Origin of the sequence: Enterobacter sp. RIT637, assembly GCF_019718755.1 — a bacterium.
Taxonomy (GTDB): domain Bacteria; phylum Pseudomonadota; class Gammaproteobacteria; order Enterobacterales; family Enterobacteriaceae; genus Enterobacter.
Genome location: NZ_JAIHAZ010000013.1, coordinates 37,149 through 57,386, shown reverse-complemented (window position 1 = coordinate 57,386; position 20,238 = coordinate 37,149). Strand labels below are relative to the sequence as shown.

Sequence of the window (20,238 nt, the reverse complement as noted above, 5' to 3'; positions counted from 1 at the left end):
CTTTCAGCGGGCGTGATATTCTTCACGCCGGACTATTTTCGGTCATTTCTCACATCATACTCACGACTATGCTGCACACCAAACGCTCGCAACATCCTGTTCTTGCACTATTTTTTGCTATGCTGTTTTTCCTGGCTTCCGCGCCGCTTTCGTATGCTCGCGCAGATAATGCCAGCGATATCCCTTCGCGTGCCGATGTTCAGGCGCAGCTGGATACGCTGAATAAACAAAAAGAACTCTCGCCTCAGGAGAAACTCGTCCAACAGGATCTGACGGAAACGCTGGAAACGCTGGATAAAATTGAACGCGTAAAAGCAGAAACGGCTCAGCTTCGCCAGAAGGTCGCGCAGGCCCCGGACAACATGCGCAAGGCGACAGAGGCGCTGAACGCGCTGAGTGACGTCGATAACGATGACGAAACCCGCAAAACGCTGGCGTCGCTCTCACTGCGCCAGCTGGAGTCGCGCGTGGCGCAATTGCTGGACGATCTCCAGACCGCGCAGTCCGATCTCTCCACCTATAACAGCCAGCTTGTCTCGCTGCAAACGCAGCCTGAGCGCGTGCAAAACGCGATGTACACCGCGTCTCAGCAGCTTCAGCAGATCCGCAACCGCCTGAATGGGACGGCTGTGGGAGATGGCGCGTTACGCGCTACGCAGCAAACGTTGTTGTTGATTCAGCAGACGCTGCTTAACGCGGAAATTGAACAGCAGCGTAAGAGCCTTGAAGGCAATACGGTGCTGCAGGATACGCTGCAAAAACAGCGTGATTACGTCACCGCCAACATTAATCGTCTTGAGCACCAGCTCCAGCTGTTGCAGGAGGCGGTTAACAGTAAACGCCTGACGCTGACGGAAAAAACCGCTCAGGAAGCCGTATCGCCAGACGAAACCGCACGCATTCAGGCCAACCCGCTGGTGAAGCAGGAGCTTGAGCTTAACCATCAGTTAAGTGAGCGTCTGATTCAGGCCACCGAAAACGGTAACTCGCTGGTACAGCAGAATATTAAAGTCAAAAACTGGCTGGATCGCGCGCTGCAGGCGGAACGTAACATTAAAGAGCAGATTGCGGTTCTGAAAGGGAGCCTTCTGCTGTCGCGAATTTTGTACCAGCAGCAGCAGACGCTGCCGTCCGCCGACGAGCTGGAGGACATGACCAACCGCATTGCGGATTTACGTCTGGAGCAGTTTGACGTCAACCAGCAGCGCGATGCGCTTTTCCAGAGCGATACCTTTGTCGCGAAAGTGGAAGAGGGCCATTCCAGCGAGGTGAACCCTGAAGTTCACGACGCGCTGTTGCAGGTCGTCGATATGCGACGCGAGCTGCTCGACCAGCTCAACAAACAGCTGGGCAATCAGCTGATGATGGCCATTAACCTGCAGATCAACCAGCAGCAGCTGGTGAGCGTCTCGAAAAGCCTGCAGGAGATTTTGACCCAGCAGATTTTCTGGGTGAACAGCAACAAGCCGATGGACTGGGACTGGGTCAAATCCTTCCCTGAGACGCTGAAATCGCAAATCAAGAGCATGAAAATCACCGTCAACTGGGAAAAAGCCTGGCCTGCGGTGATGATTGCCTTCCTCGCAGGCCTGCCGCTGTTGCTGATTGCGGGTCTGATCCGCTGGCGTTTAAAATGGCTGAAACAGTATCAGGCGAAGCTGGCGTCGGAAGTGGGGCAACTGCGTAACGACAGCCAGCTGCACACCCCGAAAGCGATCCTGATTGACCTGATCCGCGCGCTGCCGGTCTGCCTGCTGATTCTGGCCACCGGGCTGATTCTGCTCACGATGCAGCTCAACATTAGCGACCTGCTCTGGGCGTTCAGCAAAAAGCTGGCGCTGTTCTGGCTGGTATTTGGTCTCTGCTGGAAAGTGCTGGAAAAAGACGGGGTGGCGGTGCGCCACTTCAACATGCCGGAACAACTTACCAGCCACTGGCGTCGCCAGATTGTGCGCATCAGCCTCGCGCTGCTGCCGCTGCACTTCTGGTCTGTCGTGTCTGAACTCTCACCGCTGCATTTGATGGACGACGTGCTGGGGCAGCTGGTTATTCTGCTGAACCTGCTGCTGATTGCCGTTCTAATGTGGCCGATGTGCCGCGACAGCTGGCGTGATAAAGAGTCCCACAACCTTCGTCTGGCGACCGTAACGGTGCTGGCGATCATTCCGCTGGCGCTGATGGTATTGACGGCAACGGGCTACTTCTATACCACGCTGCGCCTGTCGGGCCGCTGGATCGAAACGGTTTATCTGGTGATTGTCTGGAATCTGCTGTTCCAGACCGTGCTGCGCGGGTTGAGCGTGGCGGCGCGGCGTATCGCCTATCGCCGCGCGATCGCGCGTCGTCAGCATCAGGTGAAAGAGGGTGCTGAAGGCGCGGAGCCGCAGGAAGAGCCGACCATTGCGCTGGAGCAGGTCAACCAGCAAACCATGCGTATCACGATGCTGGTGATGGTGGCGCTGTTTGGGGTGATGTTCTGGGCCATCTGGTCTGATTTAATCACCGTCTTTGCGTATCTCGACAGCGTCAAGCTCTGGCAGTACAGCGGCACCGAGGCGGGAGTCACGGTGATGAAAAGCGTGACCATGGGCAGCCTGCTCTTTGCCCTGGTCTCGTCGATGGTCGCCTGGGCGCTGATCCGCAACCTGCCGGGGCTGCTGGAAGTGCTGGTGCTGTCCCGACTGAACCTCCGTCAGGGGGCGTCGTACGCCATCACCACTATCCTGAACTACGTGATCATTATCGCGGGTGCGATGACGGTCTTTGGCTCGCTGGGCGTCTCGTGGGACAAACTGCAGTGGCTGGCGGCCGCCCTCTCGGTCGGTCTTGGTTTTGGCCTTCAGGAGATCTTCGGTAACTTCGTTTCCGGCCTGATCATCCTGTTCGAGCGTCCGGTGCGTATCGGCGATACCGTCACCATCGGCACCTTCTCTGGGACCGTCAGCAAGATCCGTATTCGTGCAACCACCATTACCGACTTTGACCGGAAAGAGGTGATCATTCCGAACAAAGCGTTCGTGACCGAGCGCCTGATCAACTGGTCGCTCTCCGATACGACCACCCGCGTGGTGATCCGCCTCGGCGTCGCCTATGGATCGGATCTGGATAAAGTGAAAGAGGTGTTGTTAAAAGCCGCGAAATCGCATCCTAAGGTCATGCACGAGCCTGCGCCGGACGTCTTCTTCACCACCTTCGGGCCAAGTACGCTGGATCACGAACTGCGCCTGTACGTGCGTGAGCTGCGCGATCGCAGCTACACCGTCGACGAACTGAACCGCGCGATCGACCGCCTGTGCCGTGAAAATGACATTAACATCGCCTTCAACCAGCTTGAGGTTCACCTGCGTAACGAAAAAGGTGAAGAGCATACCGAAGTGAAGCGCGAGGTTAAGGGGGACGATCCCACTCCGGCTTAATCTATTTTCCCTCTGCCCTCAGGGGCGAGGGAACGATTTTCTCCCTCTCCCTCAGGGAGAGGGCTGGGGTGAGGGTAATTTCCCTTCAAAATCCCGCCGTACAATCTCCAGCGCCTTAAGCACCGTCTCGGCCGGGATCTCATGATTCTCCAGCAGCATAATCAAATCGACGGCCAGCTTGACCTCGTCGGGCGCATTTTCCAGTGACATCTTTGTGGCTCCTGTTAACGGGTCAAACGTTCAATGACGCGCTCGATCTCATCCAGCGCCTGTCGGCAGCGGGCAATACGGCCTTCGAGGGCGCTAATTTCACGCATCAATAACTGCTGCTCTTCCAGCGTTTCGCTGTTGTTCAGTCGGGCTTCGCGCTCGCGCTTCATCTCAAACAGCCGGCGCTCAAACTCCTGGTTCTCCAGCCGCTTGCGCTGCCATTTGCCGAGTCCCGGCGAGGCGCTGTCCCAGGCGCGCAGCGGCCAGGCGGCGATTTCGCGATGTAAAGCAGTAATCTGCTCGGTGAGATGCTCCGCCAGCCAGGCCACCTGTTCCAGCTGTTCGTTCTCTACCGCATGGCGCAACTCATCAAGATTCGTTTGCGCCTCCGCAAGATAATCCTGGATTAACGTGCTGCGGGTACGAAAAAGCTGTCGGTCAAAGCGCGGCTTCAGCGTGGCGTGTCCCATCAGCGGCGTGGCCTGCGCGCGCAAGGCGATCAGTTGATTTTGTAGCGTCTCAAGAAGCAAGGCTGTTTTCAAAACGCTCTCCAGTGGTAAAGTAGCCGTTCAGTTTGATAACGATTCGCATTATGCAGCGTACTATTTTAATCATCATTGGCTGGCTCGCGGTAGTGCTGGGCACGCTGGGCGTTGTTTTACCCCTGTTGCCGACCACGCCGTTTATCTTGCTGGCGGCCTGGTGCTTCGCCCGCTCGTCGCCGCGCTTTCACCACTGGCTGCTCTATCGCTCGTGGTTTGGCGGCTATCTGCGGTACTGGCAAAAACACCGGGCCATGCCGCCCGGCGCGAAGCCCCGCGCGATCGCTGTGATCCTCATCACCTTCGCCATTTCATTATGGCTGGTGAAAATGATGTGGGTACGCATTCTGCTGCTGGCGATCCTGACCTGTCTGCTTATCTTTATGTGGCGGATCCCCGTGGTTGATGAAAAGCAACAAAAGCACTGAAGCCTTATCATGGCTGTTGCAATTATCACGCGCAGCCAGTAAATTCGACCGTTTTCGAGCACAGGTGCGCCTGGTTAAAGGTTAAACAATTGTTACCTTTACCGACTCGTTGCGCGCCGTGAGTAACACTGTTTCATTTAGGCAAAACCGATGACCGCAACTGCACAGCAGCTTGAATTTCTGAAAAACAGCATCAAAAGCATCCAGGACTATCCAAAGCCTGGCATTCTTTTCCGTGATGTCACCAGCTTGCTGGAAGACCCGAAAGCGTACGCGCTCAGCATTGAACTGCTGGTGGAGCGTTATAAAAACGCCGGGATCACCAAAGTAGTAGGTACCGAAGCCCGTGGCTTCCTGTTTGGCGCACCGGTTGCGCTGGCAATGGGCGTGGGTTTTGTGCCGGTGCGTAAGCCGCGCAAGCTGCCGCGTGAAACCATTGCCGAGAGCTACGAGCTGGAGTACGGCACCGATCAGCTGGAAATCCACGTGGATGCCATCAAGCCTGGCGACAAAGTGCTGGTGGTCGACGACCTGCTGGCAACCGGCGGTACCATTGAAGCGACCGTGAAGCTGATCCGTCGTCTGGGTGGTGAAGTGACCGACGCGGCATTCATCATCAACCTGTTCGATCTCGGCGGCGAACAGCGCCTGGAAAAACAGGGCATTACCAGCTACAGCCTGGTGCCTTTCCCGGGTCATTAATCCCGGTTTTCACAACCTCGCTCAATGGGTGAGGTTGTGATAGCATTCCCCTCCATAAATTCACCTTCCAGCGTTGCAGAGCCTGCCCATGAGTTATCAGGTGTTAGCCCGTAAATGGCGACCACAAACCTTTGCTGACGTTGTCGGTCAGGAACATGTGCTGACGGCCCTGGCGAACGGCTTGTCGCTAGGTCGCATCCATCACGCCTATCTTTTCTCCGGCACCCGCGGCGTCGGTAAGACCTCTATTGCCCGTTTGCTGGCAAAAGGTCTCAACTGCGAAACCGGGATCACCGCCACCCCGTGCGGCGTGTGCGATAACTGCCGGGAGATCGAGCAGGGGCGTTTTGTCGATCTGATTGAAATTGACGCCGCCTCGCGCACCAAAGTGGAAGACACCCGCGATCTGCTCGATAACGTGCAGTACGCCCCGGCGCGAGGCCGCTTCAAGGTCTACCTGATCGATGAAGTGCACATGCTGTCGCGCCACAGCTTCAACGCTCTGCTGAAAACGCTGGAAGAGCCGCCCGCGCACGTTAAATTCCTGCTGGCGACCACCGATCCGCAAAAGCTGCCGGTTACTATTCTGTCGCGCTGCCTACAGTTCCACCTGAAGGCGCTGGACGTTGAGCAGATCCGCGCGCAGCTTGAGCACATTCTTGATGAAGAGAAGATCGTTCACGAACCGCGCGCCCTTCAGCTGCTGGCCCGCGCGGCGGACGGCAGCCTGCGTGATGCGTTAAGCCTGACCGATCAGGCGATTGCCAGCGGTGACGGCAAGCTCTCGACTGACGCGGTCAGCACCATGCTCGGCACGCTGGATGACGATCAGGCGCTCTCGCTTATCGAAGCGATGATTGCCGCCAACGGCGAACGCGTGATGTCGCTGGTAAACGCGGCTGCTGGCCGAGGCGTGGAGTGGGAAGGTCTGCTGGTTGAAATGCTCAGCCTGCTGCACCGCGTGGCGATGCTGCAGCTTTCTCCATCGGCAATCGGCGCGGATATGGCCGCCATTGAGCAGCGGATGCGTGAACTTGCCCGCACCGTACCGCCCGCCGACGTACAACTTTACTACCAGACGCTGCTGATTGGCCGCAAAGAGCTGCCGTTCGCGCCGGACCGCAGGATGGGCGTTGAAATGACGCTGCTGCGCGCGCTGGCGTTCCACCCGCGCATGCCATTGCCGGAGCCGGAAGTGCCGCGACAGTCCTTCGCGCCGGTCGCCCCGACCGCGGTGATGTCGCCGCAGCAGGTGCCTCCGCAGCCGACACCGCCACCGCAGCAAAACGTGCCGCTGTCGGATGCCACCAGTTCGGTACTCGCCGCACGCAGCCAGTTGCAGCGTGCGCAGGGAGTAACCAAACCAAAAAAGAGTGAACCGGCAGCGCCTGCAAGAGCGCGGCCGGTTAACAACGCCGCGCTTGAAAGACTGGCCTCGGTAACGGAGCGCGTACAGTCGCGTCCGGCTCCGTCCGCGCTCGAGCAGAAAGCCCCGGCGAAAGAAGAGGCTTACCGCTGGAAGGCGACCACCATCGTCGAAACGGTGAAGGAAGAGGTCGCTACGCCAAAAGCGCTGAAGAAAGCGCTGGAGCACGAAAAAACGCCGGAACTTTCCGCGAAGCTCGCCGAAGAGTCCATTGAGCGGGACGCCTGGGCCGCCGAGGTCAGCAAGCTACAGCTGCCGAAGCTGGTGGAGCAGGTCGCGCTCAACGCCTGGAAAGAGCAGGATGGCAACCAGGTCCGTCTCCACCTGCGTCCGGGCCAGCGACATCTGAATTCCCCTGGTGCGCAAAAGGCGCTGGCGGAGGCGCTCACCGCATTGCAGGGTGCGCCGGTTGAATTGACTATCATTGAAGATGATAATCCCGCAGTGCGAACGCCGCTGGAGTGGCGCCAGGCCATTTATGAAGAGAAGCTCGCGCAGGCGCGCGAGTCAATTATCGCGGATAACAACATCCAGACCCTGCGCCGGTTCTTCGACGCCGATCTGGATGAAGAGAGTATTCGCCCCATTTGATCGTGAGTCTGACTTACGGTTGTAATCCTTAAACGTGAAAGAGAGAGAAGCCTATGTTCGGTGGAAAAGGCGGTCTGGGTGGCCTGATGAAGCAGGCTCAGCAGATGCAGGAAAAAATGCAGAAGATGCAGGAAGAGATCGCTCAGCTGGAAGTCACAGGTGAATCCGGTGCCGGTCTGGTAAAAGTGACCATCAACGGTGCGCACAACTGCCGCCGCGTGGAAATCGACCCAAGCCTGCTCGAAGACGACAAAGATATGCTGGAAGATCTGGTTGCCGCCGCGTTTAACGATGCCGCGCGCCGTATCGATGAAACCCAGAAAGAGAAAATGGCCTCTGTTTCCAGCGGTATGCAACTGCCGCCGGGCTTCAAGATGCCATTCTGATGCAAACCAGTCCGCTGCTCACGCAGTTAATGGAAGCACTGCGCTGCCTGCCGGGCGTTGGCCCGAAGTCGGCGCAGCGCATGGCGTTCACGCTTTTGCAGCGCGACCGCAGCGGCGGGATGCGCCTGGCGCAGGCTCTGACCCGCGCCATGTCAGAAATTGGTCACTGTGCGGATTGCCGCACCTTTACCGAGCAGGACGTGTGTAACATCTGTACGAACCCGCGTCGTCAGGAAAACGGTCAGATTTGCGTGGTGGAGAGTCCGGCGGACATCTACGCCATCGAACAAACCGGGCAGTTTTCTGGTCGCTACTTCGTGCTGATGGGGCATCTCTCCCCGCTGGACGGTATTGGCCCGGATGATATCGGTCTCGACCGCCTTGAACAGCGTCTTGAGTCCGAAACCATCAAAGAGGTGATCCTCGCCACCAACCCGACGGTGGAAGGGGAGGCAACCGCCAACTACATCGCTGAACTGTGCTCGCAGTACGGCGTTGACGCCAGCCGCATCGCCCACGGCGTGCCGGTGGGCGGCGAGCTGGAGATGGTGGACGGCACCACGCTGTCGCACTCTCTGGCCGGGCGTCACAAGATTATTTTCTGACCAAACGGAGGCTGCGCGCGCGGCCTCCGCTTGAAATTTTCCTCCCTTATCCCCATCTCTCACTCAACGTTTTACAACCCCATTAAATGGCATTGTTGAGGTCGACTTAGATGAAAGGACAAGAAACCCGTGGTTTCCAGTCAGAAGTAAAACAGCTTCTGCACCTGATGATCCATTCCCTGTATTCCAACAAAGAAATCTTCCTGCGTGAGCTGATTTCCAACGCATCCGATGCGGCGGACAAGCTGCGCTTCCGCGCGCTGTCCAACCCGGACCTGTACGAAGGCGACGGTGAGCTGCGCGTGCGCGTCTCGTTCAATAAAGAGAACCGCACCCTGACCATCGCCGATAACGGCATCGGGATGAACCGCGACGAGGTGATCGACCACCTCGGCACCATCGCCAAATCCGGCACCAAAGCGTTCCTGGAGTCCATGGGCTCTGACCAGGCGAAAGACAGCCAGCTGATCGGCCAGTTCGGCGTGGGCTTCTACTCGGCGTTCATCGTTGCGGATAAGGTCACCGTACGCACCCGCGCGGCAGGCGAAAGCGCGGAGAACGGCGTGTTTTGGGAATCCAAAGGGGAAGGCGAATACACCGTTGATGACATCACCAAGGCGGATCGCGGCACCGAAATCACCCTGCATCTGCGTGAAGGTGAAGACGATTTCCTGAACGACTGGCGCGTGCGCTCCATCATCAGTAAGTATTCCGATCACATCGCCCTGCCGGTTGAGATTGAAAAACAGGAAGAGAAAGACGGCGAAACCGTGGTCTCCTGGGAGAAGATCAACAAGGCGCAGGCGCTGTGGACGCGCAACAAGTCTGAAATTAAAGACGACGAGTACAACGAGTTCTACAAGCATATCGCCCACGACTTTACCGACCCGCTGACCTGGAGCCACAACCGTGTGGAAGGTAAGCAGGAATACACCAGCCTGCTGTACATCCCGGCGCAGGCGCCGTGGGACATGTGGAACCGCGATCATAAGCACGGCCTGAAGCTGTACGTGCAGCGCGTGTTCATCATGGACGACGCCGAGCAGTTCATGCCGAACTACCTGCGCTTTACGCGTGGCCTGATCGACTCCAACGATCTGCCGCTGAACGTCTCCCGTGAAATTCTGCAGGACAGCACCGTCACCCGCAACCTGCGCAACGCGCTGACCAAGCGTACGCTGCAGATGCTGGAAAAACTGGCGAAAGACGATGCGGAAAAATACCAGACTTTCTGGAAACAGTTCGGCCTGGTGCTGAAAGAAGGCCCGGCGGAAGACACCGCGAACGTCGAAACCATTGCCAAACTGCTGCGCTTCGCCTCTACGCATACTGACTCCTCCGCGCAGACCGTGTCGCTTGAAGAGTACGTCTCCCGCATGAAGGAAGGGCAGGAGAAGATCTACTACATCACCGCCGACAGCTACGCGGCGGCGAAGAGCAGCCCGCACCTGGAGCTGCTGCGTAAGAAAGGCATCGAAGTGCTGCTGCTTTCTGACCGCATCGACGAGTGGATGATGAACTACCTGACCGAGTTCGACGGTAAATCCTTCCAGTCTGTCGCCAAAGCCGACGAATCCATCGACAAGCTGGCGGATGAAGTGGACGAAAGCGCGAAAGAAGCCGAGAAGGCGCTGGAGCCGTTCGTTGAGCGCGTGAAAAACCTGCTGGGCGATCGCGTGAAAGAGGTGCGCTTCACGCACCGTCTGACCGACACCCCGGCGATTGTCACCACCGATGCCGACGAAATGGGCACCCAGATGGCGAAACTGTTCGCGGCGGCGGGCCAGGCGATGCCGGAAGTGAAATATATCTTTGAGCTTAATCCGGATCATCCGCTGGTGAAACGCGCGGCGGATACCCAGGACGACGCCCGCTTTGCCGAGTGGGTTGAACTGCTGCTGGATCAGTCCCTGCTGGCCGAGCGCGGTACGCTGGAAGATCCTAACTTGTTCATTAAACGTGTGAATGCGCTGCTGCTGGCGTAACTAAACACCTACCCCTCACCCTGCCCTCTCCCCAAAGGGGAGAGGGTGTTCAAGTTCCCTCTCCCCTTTGGGGAGAGGGTTAGGGTGAGGGGGAATCAACCGCACGAAGCCAAATTATCTCCCCCCGTTAACCGTTTCAGCCTTCCCGCCTTCCTTGAGCCACGCCCGTTCTGGTGGTATTGTTTAGCGCTTTTGAAAAATTGAAACGACTTTTGAGGGGATTTTCGCAATGCGTATTATTCTGCTTGGCGCTCCGGGCGCGGGTAAAGGAACTCAGGCTCAGTTCATCATGGAGAAATACGGTATTCCGCAAATCTCCACCGGTGACATGCTGCGCGCCGCTGTTAAATCTGGCTCCGAGCTGGGTAAACAAGCGAAAGACATCATGGACGCAGGCAAGCTGGTGACCGACGAGCTGGTGATTGCTCTGGTCAAAGAGCGCATTGCTCAGGAAGACTGCCGTAACGGTTTCCTGCTGGACGGCTTCCCACGCACCATTCCTCAGGCTGACGCCATGAAAGAAGCGGGCATCAACGTGGATTACGTTCTGGAGTTCGACGTACCGGACGAGCTGATCGTTGACCGTATCGTTGGTCGTCGCGTACACGCTGCTTCTGGCCGCGTTTACCACATCAAATTCAACCCGCCTAAGGTTGAAGGCAAAGACGACGTGACCGGCGAAGAGCTGACCACCCGTAAAGACGATCAGGAAGAGACCGTGCGTAAACGCCTGGTGGAATACCATCAGATGACCGCGCCGCTGATCGGCTACTACACCAAAGAAGCGCAGGCGGGTAACACCCAATACGCGAAAGTTGACGGCACCAAAGCCGTGGCTGACGTACGTGCAGAGCTGGAAAAAATCCTCGGCTAATTGCACGCCTCTCACCCGGGCTCCCGGGTGAGAAATATTCTCATCTTACCTATTACAGCAATGGGTTTCGTTTAAACGCATTTCCGCTACAATTGACAACCTATCAAATGGTTAAGAGGCGTGAATGAGTCAGGCGAAAACCGGCATCCTGCTTGCCAATCTGGGCACTCCAGAAGCACCTACATCAGACGCGGTAAAACGCTACCTGCGACAATTTTTAAGCGACACGCGCGTCGTGGATTTCCCGAGACTGCTGTGGTGGCCGCTGCTGCGTGGCGTCATTCTGCCGATTCGTTCTCCTCGCGTCGCTAAACTCTATCAGTCCGTGTGGATGGAAGAGGGCTCGCCGCTGATGGTTTACAGCCGTCGTCAGGAAAAAGCGCTGGCCGCCCGCCTGCCGGATATGCCCGTCGCGCTCGGCATGAGCTACGGAAAACCGTCCCTGAAAAGCGCGGTGGAATCACTGCTGGCGCAGGGCGTGGACCATATCGTCGTGCTGGCGCTCTACCCGCAATATTCCTGCTCGACGGTGGCCGCCGTCTGGGACGAGCTGGCGCGTATTCTGAAGACGCGTCGCCGCATTCCGGGCGTGACCTTTATTCGCGACTACGCAGATAACGATCTCTACATCCAGGCGCTTGCCAACAGCGCGCGCGCGTCGTTTGAAAAGCACGGCGAGCCTGATCTGCTGCTGCTTTCCTATCACGGCATTCCGCAGCGTTTCGCCAATGAAGGGGATGATTATCCGCAGCGCTGCCGCGATACCACCCGCGAGCTGGTCTCCGCCCTTGGCCTGCCGCCGGAGAAGGTGATGATGACCTTCCAGTCGCGCTTCGGCCGCGAGCCGTGGCTGACGCCGTACACCGATGAAACCCTCAAAATGCTGGGCGAGAAGGGTGTGAAGCACATTCAGGTGATGTCGCCGGGCTTCTCGGCCGACTGTCTGGAAACGCTGGAGGAGATTGCGGTGCAAAACCGGGAATTTTTCCTTGAGGCTGGCGGCGAAAAGTACGAGTACATTCCGGCGCTTAATGACTCCCCTGAGCATATCGACATGATGGTCTCGCTGGTGACGAAAAGCCGCTGATCGCGCTTGAGGCCGGGTTTGTGCTACCATTCCCGGCTTCTATTCCTTGCACAGTTCAGACCATGAAATTTCCCGGTAAACGTAAATCAAAACACTACTTCCCCGTTAACGCTCGCGATCCGCTCCTGCAGCAAATCCAGCCTGAAAATGAAACCAGCGCCGCATGGGTGGTGGGTATCGATCAGACGCTGGTGGATATTGAAGCCAAAGTGGATGATGCGTTTGTCGCCCGTTACGGTCTGAGCGCCGGGCATTCGCTGGTCATTGAGGACGACGTTGCCGAAGCGCTGTACCAGGAGCTGGTGCGCGAAAACCTGATTACCCATCAGTTTGCCGGTGGCACCATCGGCAATACCATGCACAACTACTCCGTGCTGGCAGACGACCGTTCGGTGCTGCTCGGCGTGATGTGCAGCAATATTGAAATCGGCGGCTATGCCTACCGCTACCTGTGCAACACCTCCAGCCGTACCGACCTGAACTATCTTCAGGGCGTTGACGGGCCGATTGGCCGCTGCTTTACGCTGATCGGCGAATCCGGCGAGCGTACCTTTGCCATCAGCCCTGGCCACATGAACAAGCTGCGCGCAGAGAGTATTCCTGAAGAGGTGATCGCGGGCGCCTCGGCGCTAGTGTTGACGTCGTATCTGGTGCGCTGCAAGCCGGGCGAGCCGATGCCGGAAGCGACCATGAAGGCGATTGAGTACGCGAAGAAGTACGATGTCCCGGTCGTCCTGACGCTGGGCACCAAATTCGTTATCGCCGACAACCCGGAGTGGTGGCAGGCTTTCCTGAAAGAGCACGTCTCGATTCTGGCGATGAACGAAGAAGAGGCCGAAGCGCTGACCGGCGAAAGCGATCCGCTGCTGGCGTCTGATAAAGCGCTGAACTGGGTGGATCTGGTGCTCTGCACCGCTGGCCCGGTGGGGCTGTACATGGCCGGCTTCACGGAAGAAGAGAGCAAGCGCAAAACCCAGCACCCGCTGCTGCCCGGTGCGATTGCCGAGTTCAACCAGTACGAGTTTAGCCGCGGCATGCGCCATAAAGACTGCACCAACCCGCTGCGTATCTACTCCCACATCGCGCCTTATATGGGCGGGCCGGAGAAGATCATGAACACCAACGGTGCGGGCGACGGCGCGCTGGCCGCGCTGCTGCATGACATCACCGCTAACGCCTACCACAAAACCAACGTGCCGAACTCCAGCAAGCACAAGTTCAGCTGGCTGACCTATTCGTCGCTGGCGCAGGTGTGTAAATATGCCAACCGCGTGAGCTATCAGGTGCTGAACCAGCACTCTCCACGCTTAACGCGTGGGCTGCCGGAACGGGAAGACAGCCTCGAAGAGGCTTATTGGGATCGTTGATTGCTAAAAGAAAACCCCGGTGACGCTACGCTTACCGGGGCTACTTGTAGGCCTGCTAAGCGTAGCGCCAGCAGGCTTTTTTTACCCCGTAACCGCCTCTTCAACCGGCGGTTTCTCCAGCAGCGTCAGCATCGTATTCGCAATCTCGCGCTCGCCCATCACCACCTTATTCGCACCGCGCTCGGTAATATACTCCACCTCGTCGTCATAATGCGCCCGGGCGATAATCTCAATCGTTGGGCACTTCTCGCGCGCGGAAGCTACAATCTCACCCGCTTCATAGCCGTTAGGTATGGTCAGCAGCAGCCAGCGGGCGCAGTCAAGATGCGCCAGATTCATGATCTCTTCGTTAGCCGCATTGCCCAGCACCGCACGAATACCGCGCTCGCGCAGCTCGTCGACGCGGGTGCGTGAGGTTTCAATCACCACCAGCGGAATGCCCTGCGCCATCAGCTTCTCACCGAGCAGGCTGCCCACGCGGCCAAACCCGACCAGCAGGGCGTGATTGCAAATATCCACCGGGATCTGCTTCTCTTCTTCGATGGCCTCTTCCAGCGTCTGCTCTTCCAGGGTTTCCGTTTTATCGAGGTATTTTTCCAGCAGGGCAAACAGCACCGGGTTCAGCATGATGGAGAGGATCGCCCCCGCCAGCACCAGGTTTTGCCCCGCCTGCGGCAGCAGGTTCAGGGCCATGCCCAGACCGGCCAGAATAAACGCAAACTCACCGATCTGCGCCAGGCTTGCGGCAATGGTTAGCGCCGTACGCGGGGAGTGGCCGAACATGCGCACCAGGAAGAAGGCGACAACCGACTTACCAAAGATGATGATTGCCAGCGTGCCCAGCACCGCCAGCGGCTGCTGGATCAGGATCAGCGGGTCAAACAGCATCCCGACGGAGACGAAGAACAGCACGGCGAAGGCATCGCGCAGCGGCAGCGTGTCGTGCGCCGCGCGGTGGCTTAATTCGGATTCGTTTAGCACCATACCGGCGAAGAACGCGCCCAGCGCAAACGAGACGTCGAACAGTTCGACGGCACCAAAGGCGATACCCAGCGCCAGAGCGAGTACCGAAAGGGTGAACAGCTCGCGGGAACCTGTCGCCGCAGCGCGGGACATGATCCACGGCACCAGACGGCGGCCCACCAGCATCATGATGGCGATAAAGGCCACAACCTTACCGATGGTGATACTCATATCTAACGCCAGCGAGGCGAAGCCGACGTTGTCTTTTTCCATCATCCCGGCGACGGCGGGCAGCAGCACCAGTGTTAACACCATCACCAGATCTTCAACAATCAGCCAGCCTATTGCAATTTGCCCACGCTGGCTGTCTATCAGCTGTCTCTCTTCAAGCGCGCGCAGCAGCACCACGGTACTGGCGGTTGAAAGACACAGCCCAAATACGATGCCGGTCATCAGCGACCAGCCCAATACCGCTGAAAGCGCCATTCCCAGTAGCGTCGCCACCCCTATCTGGGCGATCGCTCCCGGTATGGCGATAGACTTTACCGCCATCAGGTCCTTCAGTGAAAAATGCAGACCGACGCCAAACATCAGCAGAATCACGCCTAATTCCGCCAGTTCTGGAGCCAGTTTGGTATCCGCCACGAAACCCGGTGTAAAAGGACCCGCCAGTACACCCGCTAACAAATAGCCGACAAGAGGAGAAATACGCAGTTTATTGGCAATCATGCCAAGGATAAAAGCGAGCACAAGTCCACCAACAATGGTGGTGATAAGCGGTGTGGCGTGGTGCATTCCGTCTCCTTTCGCGGTGAGTGTTCCATTTTAGGTATGAATACCAAAAGACCAAGTAATAGTTTATGACAATTTTTACCCTTATGTTTATGAATAATTCTTGAAGTTTGAATAAAAGAGCAATAAGCGTGAAAAAAAGCCTTTTTGGACAAGTTTGATGAGGAAGGAGAGAGGAAACCCTTATGGCATAAGGGAGAAAGGCCGCCAGTGTTTAACTTTGGCGACCCCCAAATTACGCTTTATGACGGTTATCAGGCAGGAATATGGTCAATATCCCAAGAAGTGGCAGGAAAGCGCAGATTTTATAGACCAGGAAGATGCTGGTGTGATCCGCAACCATGCCCAACACCGCTGCACCAAGGCCGCCCATGCCGAAGGCAAATCCGAAAAAGAGACCGGAAACCATGCCGATACGCCCTGGCAGCAGCTCCTGTGCGTAGACCAGAATGGCCGAAAAGGCAGAGGCCAGAATAAAACCAATGATAATGGTCAAAATCCCCGTCCACTCCAGGCTTGCGTAGGGCAAAATGAGCGTAAAGGGCGCAACGCCGAGGATAGAGCCCCAAATCACATATTTACGCCCGATTTTGTCACCCACAGGCCCGCCAATCACCGTCCCTGCGGCCACCGCAAACAGGAAGGCAAACAGGTGGAACTGCGCGTTTTGTACCGATAATCCGAATTTTTGCATCAGATAAAAGGTGTAATAGCTGCTAATGCTCGCCATATAGAAGTATTTCGAGAAAATCAGCACCAGCAGCACGCTTACGGCCAGGATAACCTTGTTACGTGGAAGGGGATTGATAACCTTTGCTACAGGTTTGCCCTTGTTCACGCGATGCTGTGCGGCGTACCAGCGGCTGATTTGCGCCAGTACCACAATCGCCAGCAGCGCGGCCAACACAAACCACGCCACGTTGCCTTTGCCGTAAGGGGCAATAATCACCGCAGCCAGCAGCGGGCCGAGAGAGCTGCCAAAGTTACCGCCCACCTGGAAGAGCGACTGCGCCAGCCCGTGACGCCCCCCGGAAGCCATACGCGCCACGCGGGAGGATTCCGGATGGAAGACGGACGAGCCTGTCCCCACCAGCGCGGCGGCGATAAGCACCGCTTCAAAGCTGCCCGCCATTGCCAGCAGCACCAGCCCGCTTAAGGTAAAGCACATGCCAATCGGCAGCGACCACGGCATCGGGTATTTATCCGTCCAGTATCCCACCACAGGCTGCAGCAGCGAGGAGGCCATCTGGAAGGTCAGGGTGATCATCCCGATCTGTACGAAGGTTAACGAGAACTCGGACTGCAGCAGCGGGTAGATTGCCAGGATCAGCGACTGGATCATGTCGTTGAGCAGGTGCGAGAGGCTGATTGCGCCTAAAACTTTAAAGGAAGTGCGCGATTTTGGCGGCGACGCCGGAGCGCCCGGGACGGGCTGGGTTGATTCACTGATTGCCATAAATACCACGTCGATTTGTTATTAGAGATGCAGGGAGTAATTATTATCCGACTAACATACCCGTCCGTGACATTTGAAGAAAGTCGCAATTCTGAAAACTTATTTGTCTATTCTTGTGAGTCACTGTAATTTTTGCGTTTGTCTATTGGTCAGGGAGAGAGATGATGAAGTTAATGAAGCGTGGTGTCGCGCTGGCGTTGATAGCGGCCTGGGGGCTGACAAGCCTGCCCGCACAGGCGTATGAAAAAGACAAAACCTATAAAATTACCATTCTGCATACCAACGATCACCACGGTCATTTCTGGCGCAGTGAATACGGTGAATATGGCCTGTCGGCGCAAAAAACGCTGGTGGACGGCATTCGCAAAGAGGTCGCCGCAGAAGGCGGTAGCGTGCTGCTGCTCTCGGGCGGGGATATCAATACCGGCGTGCCGGAATCTGATTTACAGGACGCCGAGCCTGACTTCCGCGGCATGAATCTGATTGGCTACGACGCGATGGCCGTGGGTAACCATGAATTCGATAACCCGCTGAGCGTGCTGCGCCAGCAGGAGAAGTGGTCTAAATTCCCGTTCCTCTCTGCCAATATTTATCAAAAAAGCACCGGCGAACGCCTGTTTAAACCCTGGGCGCTGTTTAAGCGTCAGGATTTAAAAATTGCGGTCATTGGCCTCACCACCGACGACACGGCCAAAATTGGCAACCCTGAGTTCTTCACCGATATCGAATTCCGTAAACCGGCAGACGAAGCGAAGCTGGTGATACAGGAATTGCAGCAGAACGAAAAGCCGGACGTGATTATCGCCACCACCCATATGGGGCACTACGACAACGGCGCGCACGGCTCCAATGCCCCCGGCGACGTGGAGATGGCGCGCAGCCTGCCTGCGGGCTCGCTGGCGATGATTGTGGGTGGTCACTCACAGGATCCGGTGTGTATGGCGTCCGAGAACAAAAAGCAGGTGGACTACGTGCCGGGCACGCCGTGCGCGCCGGACCGTCAGAACGGCATTTGGATCGTACAGGCCCACGAGTGGGGTAAATACGTAGGGCGTGCAGATTTCGAGTTCCGTAACGGCGAGATGAAGCTGGTCCACTATCAGCTCATCCCGGTCAACCTGAAGAAGAAAGTGACCTACCCGGACGGGAAAAGTGAGCGCGTACTTTACACGCCTGAGATTGCTGAGAACCAGCAGATGCTCTCCCTGCTGACGCCGTTCCAGAACAAAGGTAAGGCGCAGCTGGACGTGAAGATCGGCACGCTCAATGGTCGCCTGGAAGGGGACCGCAGCAAAGTCCGCTTCGTGCAGACTAACATGGGCCATCTGGTGCTGGCGGCGCAAATAGCGCGCACCGGCGCTGACTTTGGCGTAATGAGCGGCGGCGGCATTCGTGATTCCATCGAAGGCGGAAACATCACCTATAAAGACGTGCTGAAGGTGCAGCCGTTCGGCAACGTGGTGGTGTATGCGGACATGAGCGGGAAAGAGGTGATTGACTACCTGACTGCCGTGGCGCAGATGAAGCCGGACTCGGGCGCCTATCCGCAGTTTGCTAACGTCAGCTTCGTGGCGAAAGACGGCAAGCTTAACGACCTGAAGATCAAAGGCGAACCGGTTGACCCGGCGAAAACCTACCGTCTGGCAACGTTAAGCTTTAACGCCACCGGCGGCGATGGCTATCCGCATATCGATAACAAACCGGGATACGTGAATACCGGCTTTATTGATGCGGAAGTGCTTAAGCAGTTCATCGAGCAGAATTCGCCGATTGACGTGAATGCGTACGAGCCGAAGGGTGAGGTGAGCTGGCAGTAGTGCGGTTGTGTTGCCCGGTGGCGCTGCGCTTACCGGGCCTACGGATGAAAAATGTAGGCCGGGTAAGGCGTAGCCGCCACCCGGCTTTTTCTTTTACTCCCGGCGCGCAATATCCGCAAACTTCGCGTCCAGCATTTTCGCCAGATCGCCCGCCGCCAGCTCGATATCCAGCCCGCGTTTGCCGCCGGATATAAAGATGGTTTCAAACTCCTGGGAAGGCGCATCGATCAGCGTCGGCAGGCGTTTTTTCTGCCCGAGCGGACTGATCCCGCCCACCAGGTAGCCCGTGGTGCGCTGCGCCACCATCGGATCCGCCATATCCACCTTCTTCGCCCCCAGCGCTTTGGCGACTTTCTTCAGATCCAGCTGTCCCGCCACCGGGGTAACCGCGACGGCGAGGTGTTTCATATCACCGTTTACCGCAACCAGCAGCGTTTTGTAAACCTGGTCCGCGTTCAGGCCCAGCTTGCGCACCACTTCATCACCAAAGTTAGTCTCATTCGGATCGTGATCGTAAGTGTGGATCCGGAAAGAAATGTTGTTTTTTTCGAGTAATTTAACGGCGGGAGTCATAGCTATCCTTCTTACGACAGACAAATCATGCCAATAGCATACGCCTGACGTTTGTCTAAAAAATAGCACCATCTTGCGCAATAGTATTGGCAGTGATGGTCACTTTGAGCGACAATCGGCTCAACCGAAGGTCTCCTTCGGCATAATAAAAACGATGAAATTCCTCTTTGACGGGCCAATAGAAATATTGGCCATTTTTTTATTTTAACAGTGACGGCAAATTCCCTTCTCCGTACAAATGTAACGCCCCAACCGCCACCACGTAATGCCCCGCAGGTAACGCATGCAGCGTCTGCCGCCAGGCTTTGTTGCGCGCGTTCATCAGCACGTCGTACAGCGATTCGCTGAACGTCGACGGTAACGCCAGCTTACCGTCCTCAGGCGGCGCATCCAGCCACCAGCCAATCATGGTCTGCAGCAGGCGCGCGTTGGTGTGCCAGTGGGTCAACGTATCATCCAGCAGCATTAGACCGTCGTCGGGAAGCTGGCGCAGAAGCGCAATCTGGCTGTCCGTCCCTTCCAGCTCGATGATGGGCAGGCTGCGCGCCCTTGCCACGTTCAGCAGCTGGTAATCAATGCCGTAGTCACCGCGCAGTCCCAGACGCTGGGCCTGCGTGGCCTGCAGCACCATCGCAATTTGCCAGAGCGGCAGGGTGTCAATCATGGAGAGCGACACGCCGGTTTCATCCGCGACGCGCGTCAGTTCCGCAAGCTGGGCATCATCCAGACGTTCCGCCACGGTGAGATCGCTCTCGAGCCCGGCAAAAGGTGACTCCTGACCCGAAATGTCCGCCTCAACGACCAGCGCGTCGGCGCGTTTCAGCAGTTTTATCAGGCCGGGTGGCAGGGGAGACATATCCTGCGTACCCATATGGATGCTGCCGACCAGGTGCAGGTGCTGCCCGCCGGGGAGAGAGATATCCAGACCGGGCCAGGCGTAACGGCGAGGAAAGAGGGCGCGAAACGATGCTTTTATACGATTAAACAGACCCATACGCGCTCCATGAATGGAAAGGTT

Annotated in this window: 16 protein-coding genes, 1 pseudogene and 1 other annotated feature; of the genes and pseudogenes, 11 read left to right on the top strand and 6 right to left on the bottom strand. The window is 57.1% G+C overall.

What is annotated here, in order from left to right; all coding sequences use genetic code 11:
* Window positions 1-68: 68 nt before the first annotated feature.
* On the top strand, window positions 69-3,416 hold the full coding sequence (mscK, locus tag K5E19_RS17390) for a mechanosensitive channel MscK (protein WP_221552293.1): 3,348 nt from the start codon (window positions 69-71) through the stop codon (window positions 3,414-3,416).
* On the opposite strand, the pseudogene rsmS reads toward mscK, so the two are convergent.
* A pseudogene (rsmS, locus tag K5E19_RS17385) lies at window positions 3,413-3,626 on the bottom strand (pleiotropic regulatory protein RsmS). The gene mscK and the pseudogene rsmS sit on opposite strands and share 4 nt — an antisense overlap.
* Before the next feature lie 14 nt (window positions 3,627-3,640).
* Window positions 3,641-4,168: a primosomal replication protein N'' gene (priC, locus tag K5E19_RS17380; protein WP_221552291.1), complete on the bottom strand. Its 528-nt coding sequence runs from the start codon at window positions 4,166-4,168 to the stop codon at window positions 3,641-3,643.
* Between the two features lie 50 nt (window positions 4,169-4,218).
* On the opposite strand from priC, the gene K5E19_RS17375 reads away from it, so the two are divergent.
* From K5E19_RS17375 to K5E19_RS17335, 9 genes are all read left to right on the top strand, one after another.
* Window positions 4,219-4,596 (top strand): DUF454 family protein, encoded by a 378-nt coding sequence (locus K5E19_RS17375; RefSeq protein ID WP_010428184.1) that lies wholly within the window; start codon window positions 4,219-4,221, stop codon window positions 4,594-4,596.
* Between the two features lie 150 nt (window positions 4,597-4,746).
* On the top strand, window positions 4,747-5,298 hold the full coding sequence (gene apt, locus K5E19_RS17370; protein ID WP_010428187.1) for an adenine phosphoribosyltransferase: 552 nt from the start codon (window positions 4,747-4,749) through the stop codon (window positions 5,296-5,298).
* A gap of 88 nt (window positions 5,299-5,386) precedes the next feature.
* Window positions 5,387-7,315, top strand: a complete 1,929-nt coding sequence (gene dnaX / locus K5E19_RS17365; protein WP_221552289.1) for a DNA polymerase III subunit gamma/tau — start codon at window positions 5,387-5,389, stop codon at window positions 7,313-7,315.
* Window positions 6,645-6,709 (top strand) — a sequence feature (DnaX frameshifting element). (Overlaps the previous gene by 65 nt.)
* A 53-nt stretch (window positions 7,316-7,368) precedes the next feature.
* Window positions 7,369-7,701 carry a YbaB/EbfC family nucleoid-associated protein gene (locus K5E19_RS17360; protein ID WP_010428194.1) on the top strand — a complete coding sequence of 111 codons (333 nt, stop codon included), beginning with the start codon at window positions 7,369-7,371 and terminating at the stop codon, window positions 7,699-7,701.
* Window positions 7,701-8,306 (top strand): recombination mediator RecR, encoded by a 606-nt coding sequence (gene recR / locus K5E19_RS17355; protein ID WP_008499298.1) that lies wholly within the window; start codon window positions 7,701-7,703, stop codon window positions 8,304-8,306. The genes K5E19_RS17360 and recR overlap by 1 nt, the downstream gene beginning before the upstream one ends.
* Before the next feature lie 110 nt (window positions 8,307-8,416).
* On the top strand, window positions 8,417-10,291 hold the full coding sequence (gene htpG, locus K5E19_RS17350) for a molecular chaperone HtpG (protein WP_221552288.1): 1,875 nt from the start codon (window positions 8,417-8,419) through the stop codon (window positions 10,289-10,291).
* A gap of 229 nt (window positions 10,292-10,520) precedes the next feature.
* Window positions 10,521-11,165, top strand: a complete 645-nt coding sequence (gene adk / locus K5E19_RS17345; RefSeq protein WP_010428200.1) for an adenylate kinase — start codon at window positions 10,521-10,523, stop codon at window positions 11,163-11,165.
* A gap of 124 nt (window positions 11,166-11,289) precedes the next feature.
* A complete protein-coding gene (hemH, locus tag K5E19_RS17340) occupies window positions 11,290-12,252 on the top strand; it encodes a ferrochelatase (protein ID WP_221552286.1) in 963 nt (320 codons plus the stop codon).
* A gap of 62 nt (window positions 12,253-12,314) precedes the next feature.
* On the top strand, window positions 12,315-13,619 hold the full coding sequence (locus tag K5E19_RS17335) for an inosine/guanosine kinase (protein WP_121425567.1): 1,305 nt from the start codon (window positions 12,315-12,317) through the stop codon (window positions 13,617-13,619).
* Window positions 13,620-13,700: 81 nt separating this feature from the next.
* Here K5E19_RS17335 and ybaL read toward each other — a convergent pair whose 3' ends face one another.
* Both ybaL and K5E19_RS17325 read right to left on the bottom strand, forming a co-directional pair.
* Window positions 13,701-15,377: a YbaL family putative K(+) efflux transporter gene (gene ybaL, locus K5E19_RS17330; RefSeq protein WP_221552284.1), complete on the bottom strand. Its 1,677-nt coding sequence runs from the start codon at window positions 15,375-15,377 to the stop codon at window positions 13,701-13,703.
* Window positions 15,378-15,609: 232 nt separating this feature from the next.
* A complete protein-coding gene (locus K5E19_RS17325) occupies window positions 15,610-16,830 on the bottom strand; it encodes an MFS transporter (protein ID WP_221552282.1) in 1,221 nt (406 codons plus the stop codon).
* Window positions 16,831-16,994: 164 nt separating this feature from the next.
* On the opposite strand from K5E19_RS17325, the gene ushA reads away from it, so the two are divergent.
* Window positions 16,995-18,647 carry a bifunctional UDP-sugar hydrolase/5'-nucleotidase UshA gene (ushA, locus tag K5E19_RS17320; protein ID WP_010428206.1) on the top strand — a complete coding sequence of 551 codons (1,653 nt, stop codon included), beginning with the start codon at window positions 16,995-16,997 and terminating at the stop codon, window positions 18,645-18,647.
* 93 nt (window positions 18,648-18,740) lie between these two features.
* Here the strand turns inward: ushA and ybaK are convergent, their stop codons facing one another.
* Both ybaK and K5E19_RS17310 read right to left on the bottom strand, forming a co-directional pair.
* Window positions 18,741-19,220 (bottom strand): Cys-tRNA(Pro)/Cys-tRNA(Cys) deacylase YbaK, encoded by a 480-nt coding sequence (gene ybaK, locus K5E19_RS17315; protein ID WP_059311188.1) that lies wholly within the window; start codon window positions 19,218-19,220, stop codon window positions 18,741-18,743.
* A gap of 199 nt (window positions 19,221-19,419) precedes the next feature.
* Window positions 19,420-20,214 carry a TraB/GumN family protein gene (locus tag K5E19_RS17310; protein WP_221552281.1) on the bottom strand — a complete coding sequence of 265 codons (795 nt, stop codon included), beginning with the start codon at window positions 20,212-20,214 and terminating at the stop codon, window positions 19,420-19,422.
* Window positions 20,215-20,238 lie beyond the last annotated feature (24 nt).